This window comes from Clostridioides sp. ES-W-0016-02, from assembly GCF_020641035.1.
Lineage (GTDB): Bacteria > Bacillota > Clostridia > Peptostreptococcales > Peptostreptococcaceae > Clostridioides.
Window position 1 is genome coordinate 2,699,745 of the sequence record NZ_CP061361.1, and the last position, 19,492, is coordinate 2,719,236.

Annotated in this window: 16 protein-coding genes; 1 reads left to right on the forward strand and 15 read right to left on the reverse strand. The window is 31.0% G+C overall.

Features of this window, described 5'->3' with window-relative positions; all coding sequences use genetic code 11:
• Positions 1-53: 53 nt before the first annotated feature.
• From IC758_RS12865 to IC758_RS12895, 7 genes are all read right to left on the reverse strand, one after another.
• Positions 54-1,172: a 4-hydroxybutyrate dehydrogenase gene (locus IC758_RS12865; RefSeq protein ID WP_227482795.1), complete on the reverse strand. Its 1,119-nt coding sequence runs from the start codon at positions 1,170-1,172 to the stop codon at positions 54-56.
• Between the two features lie 19 nt (positions 1,173-1,191).
• Entirely contained in the window at positions 1,192-2,499 is a 1,308-nt protein-coding gene (locus IC758_RS12870; protein WP_227432695.1) for an acetyl-CoA hydrolase/transferase family protein, read from the reverse strand.
• A 25-nt stretch (positions 2,500-2,524) separates the two neighbouring features.
• Entirely contained in the window at positions 2,525-2,800 is a 276-nt protein-coding gene (locus tag IC758_RS12875) for a hypothetical protein (protein WP_227432694.1), read from the reverse strand.
• A gap of 142 nt (positions 2,801-2,942) precedes the next feature.
• On the reverse strand, positions 2,943-4,439 hold the full coding sequence (gene abfD, locus IC758_RS12880; protein ID WP_227432693.1) for a 4-hydroxyphenylacetate 3-hydroxylase family protein: 1,497 nt from the start codon (positions 4,437-4,439) through the stop codon (positions 2,943-2,945).
• A gap of 194 nt (positions 4,440-4,633) precedes the next feature.
• A complete protein-coding gene (locus IC758_RS12885; RefSeq protein WP_227860512.1) occupies positions 4,634-6,025 on the reverse strand; it encodes an aldehyde dehydrogenase family protein in 1,392 nt (463 codons plus the stop codon).
• A 31-nt stretch (positions 6,026-6,056) separates the two neighbouring features.
• Positions 6,057-7,601, reverse strand: a complete 1,545-nt coding sequence (locus tag IC758_RS12890; protein WP_227482797.1) for an acetyl-CoA hydrolase/transferase family protein — start codon at positions 7,599-7,601, stop codon at positions 6,057-6,059.
• A 26-nt stretch (positions 7,602-7,627) separates the two neighbouring features.
• A complete protein-coding gene (locus IC758_RS12895) occupies positions 7,628-9,031 on the reverse strand; it encodes a hypothetical protein (protein ID WP_227482798.1) in 1,404 nt (467 codons plus the stop codon).
• Between the two features lie 427 nt (positions 9,032-9,458).
• Between IC758_RS12895 and IC758_RS12900 the strand changes: the two genes are divergently transcribed.
• Positions 9,459-10,331: a LysR family transcriptional regulator gene (locus IC758_RS12900; protein WP_227432689.1), complete on the forward strand. Its 873-nt coding sequence runs from the start codon at positions 9,459-9,461 to the stop codon at positions 10,329-10,331.
• Between the two features lie 186 nt (positions 10,332-10,517).
• Here IC758_RS12900 and IC758_RS12905 read toward each other — a convergent pair whose 3' ends face one another.
• From IC758_RS12905 to trxA, 8 genes are all read right to left on the reverse strand, one after another.
• Positions 10,518-11,126, reverse strand: coding sequence for a hypothetical protein (locus IC758_RS12905; RefSeq protein WP_227432688.1), 609 nt, complete (start codon positions 11,124-11,126; stop codon positions 10,518-10,520).
• 113 nt (positions 11,127-11,239) lie between these two features.
• Positions 11,240-12,319, reverse strand: coding sequence for a M24 family metallopeptidase (locus IC758_RS12910; protein ID WP_227824133.1), 1,080 nt, complete (start codon positions 12,317-12,319; stop codon positions 11,240-11,242).
• 347 nt (positions 12,320-12,666) lie between these two features.
• Positions 12,667-13,812, reverse strand: a complete 1,146-nt coding sequence (grdD, locus tag IC758_RS12915; RefSeq protein ID WP_227824134.1) for a glycine/sarcosine/betaine reductase complex component C subunit alpha — start codon at positions 13,810-13,812, stop codon at positions 12,667-12,669.
• 10 nt (positions 13,813-13,822) lie between these two features.
• Positions 13,823-15,355 carry a glycine/sarcosine/betaine reductase complex component C subunit beta gene (grdC, locus tag IC758_RS12920; protein ID WP_227432685.1) on the reverse strand — a complete coding sequence of 511 codons (1,533 nt, stop codon included), beginning with the start codon at positions 15,353-15,355 and terminating at the stop codon, positions 13,823-13,825.
• A gap of 252 nt (positions 15,356-15,607) precedes the next feature.
• Entirely contained in the window at positions 15,608-16,918 is a 1,311-nt protein-coding gene (gene grdB / locus IC758_RS12925; protein WP_227432684.1) for a glycine reductase complex selenoprotein B, read from the reverse strand.
• A gap of 31 nt (positions 16,919-16,949) precedes the next feature.
• A complete protein-coding gene (gene grdA / locus IC758_RS12930; protein WP_227432683.1) occupies positions 16,950-17,423 on the reverse strand; it encodes a glycine/sarcosine/betaine reductase complex selenoprotein A in 474 nt (157 codons plus the stop codon).
• A gap of 134 nt (positions 17,424-17,557) precedes the next feature.
• Positions 17,558-18,844: a glycine/sarcosine/betaine reductase component B subunit gene (locus IC758_RS12935; RefSeq protein ID WP_227482802.1), complete on the reverse strand. Its 1,287-nt coding sequence runs from the start codon at positions 18,842-18,844 to the stop codon at positions 17,558-17,560.
• 269 nt (positions 18,845-19,113) lie between these two features.
• Complete coding sequence (gene trxA / locus IC758_RS12940) at positions 19,114-19,431, reverse strand: thioredoxin TrxA (RefSeq protein ID WP_227432681.1); 318 nt, start codon at positions 19,429-19,431, stop codon at positions 19,114-19,116.
• Positions 19,432-19,492 lie beyond the last annotated feature (61 nt).

The window sequence follows — 19,492 nt, forward strand, 5'->3', positions numbered from 1 at the left end:
ATATAATTATCATTATTTATCTCATCTATACTTAATCCAAATAAAAAATTATATTAATAAAGATTTGCAAATATCTCTCTTATTTCTTCTCTACTAAGTTCTACATAATTATTGGCAAGTAATCTCTGTTGATTGGCTATCGTACTATCAGTAAATTCATCTATCTGACTTTCTACCATTCCATACTCTCTTAGAGCTTTCTTAGTTATTAATTTGTTTAAGAATTTCTCTAATTCTCCATAAACGTCACAATTAGAGTCACATTCAAGAGCATCTGCTAAAATTTTTGTACATTGCGTAATCTTTCCATTAGGATTTTTTCTAGAGTACATCTTAAATACTTCAGTAAAGAACTGATAATTTGCTTCCCCATGTGCAACATGGAAAGCTGCACCTATCGAATAAGATAAAGCATGCACTGCTGCACAACCAGCATTTCCAAAAGCAATTCCTGCATAGTTTGATGCAAGTACAAAGTCCTTAAGATGATTGAATCTCTCTTCTTCTCCTTTATCCACAATCTTTTTATATCCATCCATAATCATTTTTATAGCCTGTAAAGAATATATTTCTGTAAATGGACTTGCTTTTGGAGATAGATAAGACTCAATAGCATGTATAAGAGCGTCCACTGAACTTGTTACAAAAAATTTATAAGGCAATCCTTTTACTGACTCTGGAATTAATACTGCATAATCTGCATAAGTTTCTTCTACTGCAAGACCCTTTTTAGTATGCTTAGATTTTAACTCTGCAATGGCTACATTTGTTACTTCACTTCCTGTACCACATGTTGTAGGAACTACCACCAATTCTTTTACTTTTTTAGGTGCTACTTCTCCTTCAAATAAGTCAATAGACTTCTCTGGAACATCAAGTGCTAATATCTTGCATATATCAACTATTGTACCTCCTCCAAAAGCGATAATTCTATTGAAATTGTATTTCTTCATTTCTTTTGTCATAGAATCTATCATTTCATCAGATGGTTCACCTGTTCCAAATTTTTCTTGGAAAATTAAATTGGTATCTATTCCAAGAGGTTTCATATATGGTTCATATATAAATTCATTTGTAATTACTAAATCATTTTTTCCTATTTTAAATTCTTCATTGAATTCTTTAAATGTATCAAAATAAAATATTTTTGGAACTACTCTAAGTGCTTCCATACTTAACACCCCTCTACTATTAATATTTCTCCTTAAATCGTTTTTCAAACTCTAATGCTAGATTTTCTCTTACACTTGGATGAGCAATATTGATTAAATTTCTTGCCCTTTCTCTAAGAGATTTCCCTTTTAGTTCTGCTATACCATACTCAGTTACAACATAGTCAATATCATTTCTAGATGTTGTTATAGGAGCACCTTCATCCACAATAGAGACAATTTTTGAAATTACTGTCCCATCTTTTTTTGTAGTTATTGAAGGCATTGCTATAATTGCCTTTCCATCTTCTCCCATAGATACTCCACGTATGAAGTCAACTTGACCTCCAACTCCACTAAATTGTCTAAGACCCATTGCCTCTGCAACTACCTGTCCCATCAAATCAACTTGTATAGCAGAATTTATAGACACCATTTTATGTTGTTTCATTATAACTGCTGGATGATTTACATAGTCTACAGGTTTCACTTCAACTACTGGGTTATTATTAGCAAAATCATATAATTTTTTAGTTCCCATTAAAAATGTAACTGTCATTTTTTCTTTATCAAAATTTTTATATTTACCATTTATAACACCTTTTTCATAGAGAGCTAGGGTTCCATCTGAAATCATTTCTGAATGAATTCCTAAATCTTTTTTATCTGTTAAAAATAACATAACTGCATCTGGAATTCCACCAATTCCAAGTTGTAAAGTAGAACCATCTTCAATTAGAGAAGCACAGTTTTTACCTATTGCTTCTTCTACTTCTCCAATCTTAGCAGGTTGCAGTTCATATAAAGGTTGTGACTTTTCAACTATATAATCAAACTCTGATACATGAACTACTTCACCATAAGTTCTAGGAAATTGGTCATTTACTTGAACAATTACTGTTTTAGCAGTTTTAATAGCCTCATAAGTATAATCAACTGATGTTCCTAGGCTACAATACCCATGTTCATCTGGTGGAGTTACCTGAGCTAAAACAACATCACATTTTAATCTTTTCTCTCTAATTAATTTTGGTACTTCATGAAAGAATGCAGGAGTAAAATCTCCATCTCCATTTTCAATTGCCTTTCTTACATTTCCACTTACAAACATTGGATTTACTCTAAAGTGAGTTTCCATTCCCTCACCAGTATATCCACCACTGCCTAGACTTACCATATGCTTAATCTCAACATTTTTATACTGTTTTGCATTTTCAATCATTGCCTCTACTAGTGCAGGAGGCTCACCTACACAATGTGCAAATACTACTGTATCCCCATCTTTAATATGCTTTACAGCCTCTATAGCAGTACATAACTTACTTTGATACAATTCTCGCCAATTCAATGAAATCACCCCATCTAACTCTTATTTAAGCCTCACAAATCGCTGATTCTATTATATTTATAGCTCTTTCTATATGACTAAAATCCCAAATTTTAATATATGATTTCTTAACTTTATATTGTTGGTAGGATGCACATAAAGTTGTGCATCCTCCAATTATAAGTAATAAATCATATTCTACATCTTCTTCTGCTACGCTAAAATCTACTCTACCATTGAAGTGCTCTTTGATTATTGCTAGAGCCTTCCCTCTTTCGTATCTAGGGTTACAGCCCCCACAAAATCTAACTCCACAGGTCATGTGTAAATTCTCCTTCTAAAATCTCTTTTTATAACTCAAACTACTACTTTATAATCATTCTTATACGATATATTTTTTCATTAATTAGTATAAGTCAATATATTTTCCCATTTATATATCAACTTTTTTATATATTAACTTTTTATAAATTTAGAGCTTTTTCTTTTTTTATTCCTGCAATTGTCTTAGCTAATTCTTTCTTCTGATTTATATTTCCTTGTCTTGAAATCATTATTCTTTGTGCCTGTGGTGAACCTGCTCCATGCATTGACTCAGTTCTATAACCAACAGCAGATGAGCCAAGACATATATTTTCTAAGAATCTTAATATTCTCATTCTTTCTTCTGTTGAAGCTACTGAAGAAGCTTTAAAATATTTATTACATACTTCACCTATTGTCATTCCACTTGTTCCAACTTTTAAATCTGACTTGAAGTCTTTTTCTGAAGGCATAGTAACCATAAGCCCACCAGCTATATCTTCTGCAAGTCTCACTATTTCATAAGGGAATCTAGTTACATTTTGTTTACATACATTTGCAAGAAGTAAATCTATTTGATAGTTTCCAGCCTCTGTCTTATGTCCTTCTGATGAACATGCTATACCACAACAATATAAGCTTTCATTAAGGTGAGTCATTTCTATTAATTTATCTTTTATATGAGAAGCTTTGTTTGCTCCATTGTAATCAGCTGCTAAAGCTGCTGCTCCTATTATTACATCACCTACTCCAACTTTACATCCACCATAACTTTGTCTATGATATCCAGCAAATCTTTCTACCAACATACCAGAGAAATCCCACTCTCCGCATAAGAAGATTCTATCATTTGGAACAAATACATTATCAAATACTACTAGAGCTTCTTGACCTCCAAACTCTTTATTTCCTAAGTCAACATCTGCTCCCTCTTCTAATTTTCTAGTATCACAAGATTGTCTTCCATAAATCATAAACACACCTTCAGCATCTGAAGGAACTGCAAATGATACAGCATAGTCTTTATCTGCTTCAGTCATGCTTATAGTAGGCATTATAAGATGTTCATGTGAATTTATTGAACCAGTTTGATGTGCTTTTGCTCCTCTTACCACTATTCCATCTTCTCTTCTTTCAACTATGTGAAGGAACATATCTGGGTCAGGTTGAGCACTAGGTGATAATGCTCTATCTCCCTTAGGGTCAGTCATAGCTCCATCAACTACTAAATCGTTTTCTTGTATATAAGTTAAGTATTTTACAAAATTATCATGATAATTAGTTCCATGCGCTTTGTCGCACTCAAACGTTGTTGAATATACCGCATTAAAAGCATCCATACCTACACATCTTTGGAAACAAGAAGCTGTTTTTTGGCCACATAGTCTTTGCATTTTAACTTTTTTTATCAAATCATCAGTACTTTGATGAAGATGACCAAATCTATTTATTTTTTCTCCTGTAATATTTGAAGTAACTGTCATTAAATCTGCATATTCTGGGTCATGTGCCAAATCATAAGTAGCTGCTACACAATTTATAGATGGTCTAATCATTGGATGGTCAACCCAATTTTTAACCTCTTCACCAAACATATAAACTTTAGTATTTAATTTTCTCAAACTTTCAATATATTGAGCTCCTGTCATTAATGCCATAATAAAACCACTCCTTCTCTTTTATAATAATTTTTATTTATGTTAATTTATAATACTTCCTTCTTTTGTTCGTCTTTCAATCTTCTAAATTCACTTCAATATTTTAAATTAAATTCATTTTTAGTTTAGATTCATTCTAAATTAAAATATATTTCTATTTTAATTTAGAATGAATACTTTTTTATATTTGAATTTTATCCCCAAAGTTCTTCATCTGTAGGTACTTCATTTTCTGGCATATAATAAGCAATTCTAGAAATATTAATTAAATGTTTGTAATCAAGATTTTCAGAAATACTATTATTTCCCCAAGAACCACAACCTAAGGTATTTGTAGGTGCAAGACCATTAAAGAAGCTTCCTCCAGCACTTGTAGCACAACATTGATTAATTACAAATCTTGATACTTCTATATTTTCTCCTGCATATTCTATGTTCTTAATTGTATTTGAATGTATAGATACACTATGTCCTTTTCCTTCTACATTTAGATTTGCTTTTGCAATAGCTACTCCTTCTTCAAAGTCTTTATACTTATATGCAGATATAACTGGACACATTTTTTCTTTTGCAAGTATGTCTTCTTCACCTGGTCCATCTGCTTCTATTACTATTATTTTTGTATCTTTTGGTATTTCAACTCCTGCAATGTTTGCAATTGCATGAACTGATTGTCCTACTGCATCTTTATTCATAGATTTATTGACAAACATGGCATTTCTAAAAGCTTCTTTTTGTGCATTATCTCTAACTATAAATCCTTTGTTACTTTCAAATTCATCCATTACTTTATCAAACATTTCTTCTGCCACTATCACTGATTGCTCACCTGAGCAAATTATACCATTATCAAATATTCTTCCAGCTATGATTTTAGGTACTGCTTCTTTAATATCTACATCTCTGTCTATAATACATTGGACATTTCCTGCTCCTACACCAAGAGCTGGTTTTCCACTTGAATATGCAGCTCTTACCATTCCCATTCCACCAGTGGCAATTACTACATCTGCTGATGAAATTAAATTTCTCGTATTTTCTCTTGATTGTTGGTCAAGTATTTGTATTAGATTTTCTGGTGCTCCTATTTTTTCTAATTCTTCATTAATCATATTAACAGTCTTAGTACTACATCCAATTGCTTTATGATGTGGTGTTATAATAATTGCATTTCTTCCCTTTAATGCAAACATAGCATTACTCATAGGTGTAACTATTGGATTTGTACAAGGAGTTATTGCTGCTACAACTCCAATTGGTTTAGCTACTTTTGTTATTCCTGTTTCTCTATCTATATCAATTATACCAACTGATTTCTTATCTTTTAAATTATTATATATAACTTTCGCTTTACTTTTATTTTTAGCTACTTTATCTTCATATACACCCATTCCAGTTTCTTCTACTGCAAGTTTAGCTAAATATTCGGCGTTATAGTATACTACCTTTCCAACTATCTTCACTATTTTATCCACTTGTTCTTGAGTATAACATTCAAACTCCCTTTGAGCTTTTCTAGCCCTCTCAATGTATCCATTAATATATTCTTTGCTTAAATCTTCAAAGTTTTCTACTGCTTTTTCCATTTTTAATATTCCTCCAATTTATTAAATATTTTTATAGTGCACTTTCAAAAGTTTCTGACTTCTTCATTGTACCTGTACTCATAAATTTACTATGCCATGATAAAGCTTCGTCTAATATATGAGGAGTTTGTTTTGCTCCATTTTGACATGCTCTATTTAGGTAATCCATAAGTTGATCTTTATAATCTGGATGAACACAATTTTCTATTATCTTAATAGCTCTTTCTCTAGGTGCAAGACCTCTTAAATCAGCATATCCTTGTTCTGTTACAATTACCATTACATCATGTTCAGTGTGGTCTACATGAGATACCATAGGTACTATTGATGATATATCACCATTTTTTGCAATTGATTCAGTACTAAATATAGTTATGGCTCCATTTCTAGCAAAATCACCAGAACCACCGATTCCATTCATCATCTTTGAACCCATGATATGAGTTGAGTTTACATTTCCATAAATATCAACCTCAATTGCAGTATTCATTGCAATTACACCAATTCTTCTAGCTATTTCTGGGTTGTTACTAATCTCTTGAGGTCTCAATATAATCTTATCTTTAAAGAAATCTATATCATTTTCAAATTTTATTAATCCTTCTGGTGATGGGCTTACAGATGTAGTTGATGCCATTGTAACTTTACCCATTCTTATTAAGTCCAACATAGAGTCCTGCACAACCTCTGTATAACAAGTTAAATTCTCAAATTCAGATTCACATAGTCCATATAAAACTGCATTTGCTACACTTCCTACACCAGATTGAAGAGGAAGTAAATTTTTTGACAATCTACCTGATTTTACTTCTTCTCTAAGAAATGCAATAATATTATTTGATATTTTTTTTGAAGCTTCATCTACAACACCCAATGGACGTGTTTTATCTTGCATATTAGTGATTACTATTCCTGCAATCTTATCTAAACCACAAGGTATATATGTCGTTCCGATTCTATCTTTAGGATGATTTATTTCTATTGGTTTCCTGTTTGGCGGATTTTCTGTAATATATATATCTGCCATACCTTCCATCTCCATTGGTTTTGCCAGATTTATTTCAACAATTACTTTGTCTGCACTTTTTACAAAAGATGGTGAATTTCCTATCCCACTAGTTGGTACAATATCTCCATTTTCAGTTATGGCAAGTGCTTCTATTATCGCTACATCCACTTTAGGTATAGTTTTATAGTTTAAAAATTGAGTAGAATGACTTAGATGCATATCTATATAATTAACATCACCTTTATTAATACTGTTTCTAAGTATTGAATTAGTTTGATAAGGAAGTCTTCTTTCAATTATTCCTGCTTCTGCCCATGCTCCATCTACTTCTGGTCCTAAAGATGCTCCTGAATATACAGTCAATTTTATCTTCTCTCCACTTTTTACCCTTTCTGAAACCGCTAATGGTACTGCTTTTGGGTAACCTGAAGGTGTGAATCCACTAAGTCCAACAACCATCCCATTATTTATAAGTTTAGCAGCTTCATCTGCATTCATAATTAAATCACATAACTTTTTATTTCTTAATCTTTCGCTTAATTCTTCAAATACTCCTTCATTATTCATAAATATCCCCCCATATAAAATCTTATTTACATTGGAAGTTTGTGTAAAACTATAACCAATATAACTTTAGTTAACAGTGCAAATGGATAGGTAGCACCATACCCCGCTGCTGGGTCATCACTATCAAGAGCATCAACAGCAGCTCCAAGACCTGGTGTTGATGTCATACCACCACAGACAGCTCCAGATAACAAAATCCAATTTAGTTTGAATACATACTTACCAACTAAAAATCCAATCATCATAGCTGTAATTCCTACTACTATAGCTACTAAAGCTAGATGCATCCCAGATGTCATAATTGAATCAACAACTTTACCACCATATCTTAATCCAACTATTGCTAAGAAAAATACTAGACCTATTTGTTTTAGAATATTTAATACTTTTTCTTCCATTCTGAAATTTACTATACCTATCTTACCTATATATCCAAGTATTAGAGATACAATTAAAGAACCACCAGTTGCCCCTAATGTAAAGTATCCTAATGGTCCCATGAACACGTGTATTCCTCCAACTAAATATCCAGCAAGACATGTTAAGAAAAATGTTATTATATTAAATGGAACTTCTGGTATCGTTTTACCACCAACACTATCTCTAGCTTCTTTCATTTCTTTTTCATATTTTCTTCTTTCTTCTCTAAGGTCCATTCTAAATATTTTAGGAAGGAAATTTACTCCTAAAATCACTATTAATACTCCAAAAGGATAGGCAACTGCATGCCCTATACCAACACCTGCTTCAGCATATGCGATATACTTATCTATTTGCTCTTGAGTTAGTGATGTAGTTGTAGCTACATCCAATTTTCCCTCTGGATCAACTACTTTTAATATTTCTTTTTTATCTTTTATTGATGCTTTCTCAAACTCTTTTGATACATCTTCTGCATGTTTACCAGCTGTTTCTAGAGCAGCAGCTAGACCAGGAGAACTTGTTAGTGCTCCTGTATAAACACCAGAAACCTCATATGCACTACTTCCTTTATTACTTGATAGCAAAGTCATTGCATAAGTCATAGAGCCTCCTATAAAAGTTATAAGCACTCCTAAAACTACAAATCTAGCTCCATACTTCTTAAGTACAGCTTTCATATCCTTAGCAGCCAATAAACCAACTGCTGCAACAAATATAATTAGAAAAAAATCAAAGAAATCAGAAGAAATAATTCCATTGCCCATCATGATAGTTGCTGCCTTATACCCTGCTGCTGTCTCTCCTTTTGCTATTACTGAATTTCCTAAGCTATACACAAGCCATCCAATAAATAATCCTGTAAATAACGCTCCTGACACTCCAAAATTAAACTTCCCAAATTTAATTTTTCCAAATAATATTCCTGTAATTACAGCAGCGAACATAAGGACAAAAGGGTTCATTAAAAAATCCATTAACTCAAATTTCACCAAACCACTCCCTTTCATATTTTGTTATTAAATTAACGATATTTATTAAAAAATATATCTCTCCCCTCTTTGCAAACTTTGCAAAATTATATTTTGTTATTAAATTAACATTTCTAATTAAAAAAATTTCATCCCTCTAACATTAGTTTTTTATGTTACAATTTAGTTAACAGTTAAATTACATAAATACTAATTATTTTTAGATAGTTAAATTTTTAATATTCATTGATATAACTAGGTTTTAAATAGTTGTTACCTAAATTATGTCAGCTATTATCTTTTGTTAATTTAATAATAGCACTATTCTTAATAGATTGAAAATATCAAAAACTTATGATATGATAGTTTAAAACTATTCTATTTTTCTACAATAATATACAAAACTTATATTGTTGTTAATTATATACTTGTCACTAATTACATAAATGAAAGGAACTATTAACCAATGAACATAAATTATCTATATTATTTCCAAACTGTTTGTAAATATAAAAACATGACTAAAGCAGCAGAAAGTATTCATATTTCTCAACCATCTATAACCTTAGCTATTAAAGAATTAGAAAAGGAACTCGGTTTTGAACTTTTTTTTAGAATAGGTAATAAAATAGATTTAACTCCTGAAGGTAAGATTTTCTTAGATAAGGCAATAAATTTCACGAGACAATTTGAGGATTTTCAAAGTGATGCACTAGATTTAGGAAAAAAAAGAAAAGCATCTCTAAAAATAGGAATTCCTACAGTTTTAGGTACTTTTTTACTTTCAAAAATACTACCTAGATTTAATGTAATTTATCCAGATATTGAGCTTAAAATTTTTGAAGTCCCAACCTTTGTGGGTGCCAAAATGATTGAAGAATCTACACTTGATTTTTGCATTGGTATAATTGATAGTGATATTTATGATGATATAGATTCAAAAACAATATATAAAACAGAATTATATTTAGTTACAAATCCTAAAAATGAATTAGCAAAACAGTCCATTATTTCAAACTATATGTTGAAAAATATTCCTTTTGTCATACTATCTGAAGGTTCTTATCACTACAAAATTATTACAAAAAGACTTGAGAAGGTTAAACCAAATATAATTTTACACTCAAATCAACTTTCTACTATTCGTTATTTATTAGAAAATGATTTAGCTTCAACGATACTATATAAAGAAATATTCCAGAATACCGAAAATCTCTGTTCAATTCCTTTAGAACGTGCAATTACTGCCAATATTGGTGTTCTTTGGAGAAAACATCAATATATATCTCATAGTATGAAACTTTTTATTGAATATATGGCTTCTATTCATATAAATTAATATTTCTACATATTATGTAAATACAGCATTATATATATTTTGATAAATATTATAAATATTTTTGAGTATCAGTATAACAATAAAATATATTATCTCAAAAGAATTACAATGATATACATTCATAACTTAAATATTATTATACTGATACCTTTAATATTAATTTTACCTATTTTAATACTCATATTTTTAATTGGGTTTACTTGGACAACCTAGCAAGAAACCCACGCATCCAGAGACAAAATCTCTCATCTGTGAAATAGTTCCTATAGATGCTGTTGCTGGTGTTGTAAAATTTCTTACAATAAAAAGTACTATTAATGCTACTATACAAATCACAGTAGCTATAACAATTTGCAATTCACTAGTTTCTCCTTTTTCAATCTCTTCATCATTATTAACAGTCACTTTTTTATCATTATTTTGATAATTGTCACTTTCTAACTCAAATCCAATAGTATTTTTCACATTCATTATATTATTTTGACTTGGTACTTGACCGTTATTAGAAGAATTATCATCTATAAAAATATTTGAATATGCATCAGTATTTGTAACTTTTCTTGAAGTTCTACTTATAAAATTAGCACTTAAAAAGTATCCAAATATTGCTGCTGAAGTAGTTCTTATCACTACATCAATAGTAGTAGTATCTTGTGAGTTAACTTCATTGACAAACAATGTGTATATAGATTCAAACATGAGTATTGCCATAACAATTATAAGACATCTATCTATCAATTTAATTTTGTACCAGGCTTTTTTTATGTTTTTCATAAACTTATGTTTTTTATTCATAGATATTATCACCTCACATAATAAAATTAAGCCCTCTTTACTAAGATATGTAGAGAGAGCTTAATGGTGAGATTACAATATTATTTTGTGTAAAAAATTATATAAAAATTAAATTATTTGTCTAAAATCATCAAATTTTTAGGGAATTTAGTTAATCTTTCAGGTCCATTTTTTGTAATTAAAACAGTATCTTCTATTCTAACTCCTCCCCATCCTGGGAAATAAATACCTGGTTCCATTGTTATTATACATCCTTCTTCTATTGTTTTATCACCATAATTACCAATAAAAGGTTCTTCATGAACATCTCTTCCAACCCCATGTCCTATCCCTTGATAATAGTAATCTTCATATTTCTTAACAACTTTTCTTATTTCTGCATCTGGAATTGTAGCATGTACACCAGCCTTCATGTTTTCAACTCCAACATCTTGTGCTTCTTTAACTAAATTATAAATCTCTAATTGTTTTTCAGATGCTTCTCCAACTATAAAAGTTCTAGTTGTATCAGAAATATATCCATTGTACATAGCTCCATAATCTACAAGTACAAAGTCACCATTTTCTATAACCTTGTCACTTGGTTTACCATGAAGCAATGAAGTTTTTGCTCCTGATATCAATATAGTTTCAAATCCTATATTTTGAGCTCCATTCATTTTCATAAAATATTCTAGTTTTGTAGCTAATTCTATTTCAGTAACTCCAGCTTTTATATGTGGAACTAACTCTTCTAATGCTTTATCAGCTATTTCACAAGCTTTTCTTGTATTTTTAATTTCTTCTTCATCCTTTACATATCTAAGAGTCTCTACAATATTTTCTGTAGGTATCAATTCCCCTCCATCTTGTTCAACTAAATTTTTAAGTTCTTCATATTTATCAAATATTATATTTGTGCTTTCAAATCCAAGCTTTTTTATACATACTTTATCACACACACTTTTTACAGCTTTTGCCACACTTCTATCAAAATTATGCCAGTTTATAATTTCAAAACCTTTACAAACATTTTCAGCAAGCTCCATATATCTACTATCAGTAACTAAAAAATTTCCATCTTTACAAATAACTGCATATGCTTCTTCATCAGGAAAGCCACTTATGTAATTTACATTTGTTTTTTTTGTTAAGTATAATGCATCAAGTCCTTTAGCTTCTAACAATTCTACTACTTTTTCTACTTTACTCATGATTTTGCCTCCAAAAAATAATTTTTGCTTTAGTTATATTATATCACTAATAATGTTATTTTTTATCTTATAGATGCTTTATTTCTAAAATTTTTTCATATGTTATTAATATTGTTTATACATTTCCACTAATTTTTTACTTAGTATAAGTAACAACAAATAAGTAAAAAAATATTACTATGATAAAAACCCTTCCTATTTCTGTTTTATCAGTTATAAATATTTAATTATCTTTATATACTTACTTTGATAATAAAAATAATATAAGTTGAGTAACAAAAATAACATATAGTTATAGCGTAGAAGGCTATAACTATATGTTATTCATTTACATGTATAATTTATATTTATTTTGCAGTGTATCCAGCCTTGATTAAAGTTTCAACAGCTAAATCACCTTTAGCATCATTTACAAGAACTATTGGCCCTGTACAACCCATACCACTTTCAGCATAGATTCCATTTTTCCATAATTCAGATACTGCATCTTCTAAGTCCATTATATCAACACCAGCTATTTGACGAGTAACAACCTCTTTATCTGGCATTTTAACTTCTACTTTTTCAGCTTTAACTTCTTTTTTAGTAAGAGAAGCTATAATATCATCAAATTTTGCACTTTTAACTTTTGTAAATTCACTTCTTGCAATATTATTTATTTCTCCTTTTACAACATCATAAGCATATTTTAATGCATTAGCTACTACTGGAGAACCTGATGCTCTTGATACTATAAGTACTCTTCTATCATAGTCTTCTCCTACTCCAGGACCATACCCAAAGCCTTGGGCTTCATAGTCTCCACCTGTAGTATATGAAGAAAATACTTTCATAAATATATTTCCAGATAATGTATCAGTAACCATAACATCAGGTGCACCTACAAGTAAATCATTACCTCTCATAACACATCCACCATCTGCTCTAATTGAATCTGCAAATTCTATATCATATCCATTATCTTTTAACTCTTTTAAACATTTTTCAACTTGTCTAGCTCCATCAACATTAAGTATTCCAACTTTTGGATGTTTATTTCCCATTGATTTAGCTGTAGCAATACCATAAATAGCATTTCTTACCATTGCTTCTATTCTATTAGTAGCACTTGTTCCTGTTGTTGTTGCAAGTATCATTTCTTTTCCTTTTGCTGGAGTTATTACTCTACCTACTGTAGATACTCCTATTGGAAAATTATAATGCATAGTAACACAAGCATCTATATATCCTGAATCTAATAATTCTTCCATTTTTCCATGCATTTCTTTTTCATCATTAACTTCAACTACTTCAAGGTCAGTTTCCACTTTTGGACCAATAAGTACTATATCAAATAAGTTAGATTTTGCTAAGTGTGCACCATTAACCATGTTCTCTACACCATGTTCACTTCCAAGTGTAGTCACACCAATTCTTATTTTTTTGCCAAATTCGCCGCTTTCTATTGCATTAGCTACTTCTAAGAATACATCTGCGATTACTTTTTTTGACATATCCTCACCCCTATTCTTCTAACATATCTAATGCTAGTTTTTTCATAGATTCAGCTATTATCTTCTTAATTTCATCTTTAGATATTCCTGAAGTCTCTTCAGTAACACCTGTATTTCTTTCAGCTATAAAAGATACTCCATCAAATAAATTAGTCATTCTTCCTAAGAATAAACTACCTTTTCCAACTATCATAGCTCTATTTCTATCTCCTGTAGTTAAATCATCTATTAAAAATCCTATATAAGGAGCTCCTGATGGTATATGTCCTTGAGTTGGTGCCCATCCTGGTAATCCTTTATTAGTCACAAAATCTTTTAATTCTTTCTTCTCTAAGTCTCCACGCTTAACAGCAAGTGCACCTATCATTTTGTAGTTTGCTTCTGGAACATCTCCTGCTCCTGCTGGCTTAGTTATATCTGGATTTTGCATTTCAACTGAATATACATCAACATCTGTTATTTTTAAATTAGCTCTATCAAGACCTGAAGTTATAAGTGCTGTCATAACTGCTTGAGGTGAAGAACCAGTTCCCACTGTATGCTTACCTGTTAAATCAGTTCTTATAACTGGGTTTACACCATCATTTTCAGATACAAGTACTGCAAATCCTCCAACAACATCTTCAAGTACAGGAAGGCCTTTTTTAACATGGTCTTTAGCATTCATTCCAAGTTTAGCACTTGCTCCACCTGCTACTACCATTACATTTTTGTGTATCCCAGATTTTACTAAAGCTGCAGCTTGAATTAATGCATGTGTTGGTGCTGCACAAAATCCTCTTGTATCAGAACCAGTTGCGTTTTGAAGTCCAGCTATTTCAGCTATTGATTTAGCAAAGTTTCCTCCACCTCTTTGGTTTATATCTCCACAAGCTTCTTCTGAACACTCAATAACATAATCTATTTCAGCAGGGTCTATTTTACTATGTCTTAGCATTTGAATAGCAGATAAAACTCCAGATGCTTTTACTACTAAATTTTCAAACATTGTATGAGCATTTAAGTTAACATCTACGTCATGTGCTCTTTTTACATAGCCAACGAATTTTCCATCATGGTATAATCCTTCTGCTATGTGTGTTGCTACTAATTCCTTACCTTCTTCTATATCATCACCCTTTAATTTTCCTACAAATGGTGCAATTTCAGGGTAGTTATTTTCGATTTTTGGTTTTACTTCATCAATAAATTCTTGCGATAACTTTACTAAGTCAAATGCATCACTTATTTGCATTAAAGCTATAAACTCATCTTGAGGCATTATTTCACCAAATTTACCATTTCTAGTTCCCTCAACTTTTTGTTCACACCATGGCATTGGCAAATCTCTTAATTCTTCTGGTCTTCTGTTTCCTATGTAAACTTGATTTGGCATGTAGTTAACTACATCCTCATAACTTCTTATATGATTACCTACTTCTTGTAAAAATTCTGAATCTGGATTTGTTGCTCTTTCAACTGTACAAGTACTTCCATTTTGCACTATCATATCTGGAGTATGAATAAGTACATAGCCTGCCCCTTTTAAAACTGGATAAGTCATTTTGTGCACCTCCATAAATTTTATGAACACCTAATTTTAATTTCATTAAAGACTTCAATTATTATATTTTTATTTTATTGTATATTTTATTTTATTCTTTTTTTATGTATTTTGGTATTTTTTAAGATTTCATGAATGAATAACTCACATTTACCCATTCATGAAATCTATATTATTTTTTTGTGTATAGTTATTTTTTATTTTTAGTGTGTGTTTATATTTTTATCTATATAATATATGTGTGTGTTATTTTTATTTTTCAAATACTGTTTGACCATCAACTTCTGTAGTTAAAGCGTTTAATGCTTTTTCTACAAGGCCTCTTCTTAGGGCTTTTTCTTCTGTAGGGTCAAGTGCTGGATTTCCAAGTGGATGAGGTATTGCTATAGTTGGAACTATTCTGTTAGCCCCTACTGTTAACGAAATAGGTACTACTGTACACATATGAACTACTGGAAGTCCAGTTTTTTCTATTTCTTTTACCATCGTTGCACCGCAACGAGTACAAGTACCTCATGTAGAAGTTAAGATTACTGCATCTACACCATCAGCTACCAACGCTGCTCCAATTTCAGAAGCATATTTTTTAGAGTTTGCAACAGATGTACCATTACCTACAGTTGTGTAGAAAGTTTCATGTAATTTTCCTATTACACCTTCTTTTTCTAAGTCTCTAAGAACATCAACAGGTAATACTCTATCTGCATCTAAATTTGCATATACTGGGTCATATCCACCATGTGCAGTTTCATAAGTTTCTTCTGTTAAATCCATAACTCCTGCTATAGAATAAGTTCCATATTTAGAAGCTGAAGAAGATTCTATTCTATCTGGATTTCCTTTAGGAACTATACCACCAGAAGTAACTAAAGCTATTTTGCATTTTGATAAGTCTTTTACAGGATTACTTGGGTCAACTCTATCAAAATTTGGCATTGGATATTCAGTTTCAAATGACTCGCCTTTTATTTTCTTAATTAACATGTCAACAGCTCTCTTAGAACCTCTGTCTTCATGGAAGTAGTTAACTCTTATTCCTCTAGCTATGTATCCTTCTTCTTTAGGAGTTCCAATTTCTTCACCTTTAGCAAGTTTTATTGCAAGTTTAGCTATCTTAGGAAGTGCTTTTCTCATACCCGCTGCAGAATCAGAAGTTTCTACTACATAAACATCCTTTTTGAACATATCTGCACCTGGATTTTCAATGTACATACCTGTTAAAGCTGGTATACTTAAAGCATCTTTTACAACTTTAGTTATTGTTCCAGCAGCAACCCCATATCTACCAGCATTAAAGGCAGGCCCAGCTATAAAAAGTTGTGGTTCAAAACCTTTTATCATTGCTAAAACTTCTTCACTTGCGCTATCTATATTTTCATTGAAATAACTGTCTCCGCACACTACTGTACCAACTACTTCAATATCTTCACCTAATAATTTATCAAGTTGTAAACTTATTGGAGGTAAAGTTTCTGCCACATGTGGCTTAGTATCAGCTTTTTCTTCTCCACCTATACCAGCAAAGAACTGATTAATATAATGCACTACTCTTAGTTTTCCCATCTCTTAGTTTCACCCCTTTTGCTTTTAGGCATTAAAATTTGCAAAATTCTTCTCTTATACCAGACATTTCTTCTGCTATTTCTTCAACTTCTAAAACCATTTCCATCATACTTATTTGATCTTCATATACAGTTTCATCAAATAATTCTTTCATTTGTTCCTCTACAACATGGTAAACACTTAATCCTAAAGCAACTCCAGCAAGTGGTCCAGCGAAAGTTGGATCCCCCGCAGTTACTGTTTCGGCTGCAAGACCTGCAGCTTCGGCTTCAGCAGCACCTAGTAAAATCACAACATTTTCAGCTCCGAATTTATCAGCAGCTTCTTTAACTCTGTTTTGATTTTCTAAGTCCATAGCCCCAGCAGCTGTTCAGACAAAGCATTCTGTAGATGAGAAAACAACCTCTGCTCCTTCTACTGTTTTTACACATTCTTCTATTGCAGGTCCTGGTATACCATCACGGTCACCTATTATAAGAACCTTTTTATTACTAAGTAAACTCATAATAATCCTCCTCATTATATTTCTAATTATTTATATATCCATAACATTCATTATGTTTTGATAGATTTATTTACAATCTTTTTAATTGATATTACTCAATCATGATATTACTAAATCGTTTAATGAAATAACTCTTAATATCCTTTAGCAGTTAAATGACCAAATCCTGTTTCATTAGTTGCACCTGTTATAGCTTGTATTTCAACTTCAATAGTTCCATCAGCTTTTAAACTTCCATCAGAACCACCAGCTATTACATCTACTACTTCTAAGTGTCCAATTACCTTATCTAACTTAGGAAGTACTACAACTTGGTTAGCATTTCCACCTGTTACAACAGCATCTGCTCTTACATCTGCATCTGCAAGTGATTGAGAACCTCCATCACGTCCAGCATATTCATCTGTAACTATAACTGTTTTTACACCTTGCATTTCTATTTTTTTGCAGTTCATTATAAGGTCAGTATCTGGATTTCCAAAACCTTCTTGTGAAACTATAACTGCGTCTAATCCTAAGTATTTACATAACTTAGAAGTCCAGTTTGAAGATCTTTCTTTATCTGCTAGGTAAACATTTTCATTAGTTATAATTACACCTACAAAATTTATATCTTTACCATGTCTTGCATATAAGTCTTCAACAACTCCATTGTTTATATGAACATAACTTGGATTTTTATCACATGCAGAAACACAGTTACCACTTACAATTGCTCCGTCCATTAATTCTGTTGGATATAATAAAGTTGGTACTATTTGTTTTGCATCTACACCATATACATAAGTGTCATGTAATAATCCTTGAGTTTGAAGCATGTAAACATATCCTACTTTTGGAAGTTCTGGATACTCTTTTATTGACTCAAGAAGAGGTTTAGTTTCATACACTGAAACTTCGTCTGGAGTAAGATTTCTTGCTGCTTCTCCTAAATACATTGCTGCTTTGAATCCTATCATTCTAACAGCTTTCTCATGAGCGTATTGTTTTAAACCATCAATAGGTTCAGCTACTACTACTACATTATTTAATTTAGAAAATGGAGTGTATTTAGCCCCTTCTCCAGTCATATCTACTATACCTTCTTGGAAACCTACTATCTTTCCAGTAGTTACAACAGCTACACCTTTTAAAGCATGAGTTTTTCCTTCTCCTACAGTGTCAACCTTAGACATGATACCTGGGAATATTCCCCCATTACCTTCAACTTTTACTCTTGGCTCAATAACATCTTTTACAGGTGTTATTCTTATGCTTTCACCTGGACGAGCTAATTCTATATCTATAGACTTAATATGCTCATCTCCACCAATTTCTTGTAGCATCTCTTGCTTATTGATGAATAATACTCCATCTTTCACTTCTGTTACATCACCAAATTGAATATCTTTTATAAAGATTTTCCCTAATTCAAGACGCATACTTGCACCTCCTGTTATTTAATTTTGTATATATGCATTTGAGTTTTTCTCAAAGTTATATCAATATTTTCTAACTTATTTTAAAGATGTTTTCATATTGTGTTTTTATGTCTTGATATTTGTTTTATTACTAAAAATTCTTTATCGTAAAAAAAATATTTTATCCAAAATTATTTTTTTAACAAACTAAGACATAAAAATCCTTTTTATTTTACTTCTAGACTTAAATCGATTTTTTCTTTGTTTTTTGTTAATATTGTATCAATGTATTAAAGATATTTTTTAATCATATCTTCTATATTAGTAATTGTAGCATCATCCTTAGTAACTTCGTCTACTTTTTCTCCATCTTTGTATATAGCCATAGTTGGAAGTCCTAATACTTTTTGTTTTATCGCTAATCTTCTAGCTTTTGTTGTATCCATTTTACAGAATTTTATTTTATCCCCATAAGTTTCAGCTAATTTATGAACATCTGGCATTAAAGCTTTACAAGGTTCACAACCTTCACTCCAGAAATCAACAAATACAAAACCTTCTGCGTTTAAAACTTCTTCATCAAAAGTACTTTTATCTAAATCTAACATTTTCATGTTCCCCCTTGAAATTTTTATTTTATTTTAATATTTTAAATATTATTCATTAACT

Bases quoted from the DNA above. Each gene is read 5' to 3' on its own strand.
- grdD (WP_227824134.1), bottom strand. From the start codon at position 13,812: ATGTCAAAAAAAGTAATCGCAGATGTATTCTTAGAAGTAGCTAATGCA.
- IC758_RS12905 (WP_227432688.1), bottom strand. From the start codon at position 11,126: ATGAATAAAAAACATAAGTTTATGAAAAACATAAAAAAAGCCTGGTAC.
- IC758_RS12875 (WP_227432694.1), bottom strand. From the start codon at position 2,800: ATGACCTGTGGAGTTAGATTTTGTGGGGGCTGTAACCCTAGATACGAA.
- IC758_RS12895 (WP_227482798.1), bottom strand. From the start codon at position 9,031: ATGAAAGGGAGTGGTTTGGTGAAATTTGAGTTAATGGATTTTTTAATG.
- abfD (WP_227432693.1), bottom strand. From the start codon at position 4,439: ATGGCATTAATGACAGGAGCTCAATATATTGAAAGTTTGAGAAAATTA.
- grdC (WP_227432685.1), bottom strand. From the start codon at position 15,355: ATGACTTATCCAGTTTTAAAAGGGGCAGGCTATGTACTTATTCATACT.
- IC758_RS12900 (WP_227432689.1), top strand. From the start codon at position 9,459: ATGAACATAAATTATCTATATTATTTCCAAACTGTTTGTAAATATAAA.
- IC758_RS12885 (WP_227860512.1), bottom strand. From the start codon at position 6,025: ATGGAAAAAGCAGTAGAAAACTTTGAAGATTTAAGCAAAGAATATATT.
- trxA (WP_227432681.1), bottom strand. From the start codon at position 19,431: ATGTTAGATTTAGATAAAAGTACTTTTGATGAAGAAGTTTTAAACGCA.
- IC758_RS12865 (WP_227482795.1), bottom strand. From the start codon at position 1,172: ATGGAAGCACTTAGAGTAGTTCCAAAAATATTTTATTTTGATACATTT.
- IC758_RS12910 (WP_227824133.1), bottom strand. From the start codon at position 12,319: ATGAGTAAAGTAGAAAAAGTAGTAGAATTGTTAGAAGCTAAAGGACTT.
- IC758_RS12935 (WP_227482802.1), bottom strand. From the start codon at position 18,844: ATGCGTCTTGAATTAGGGAAAATCTTTATAAAAGATATTCAATTTGGT.
- IC758_RS12890 (WP_227482797.1), bottom strand. From the start codon at position 7,601: ATGAATAATGAAGGAGTATTTGAAGAATTAAGCGAAAGATTAAGAAAT.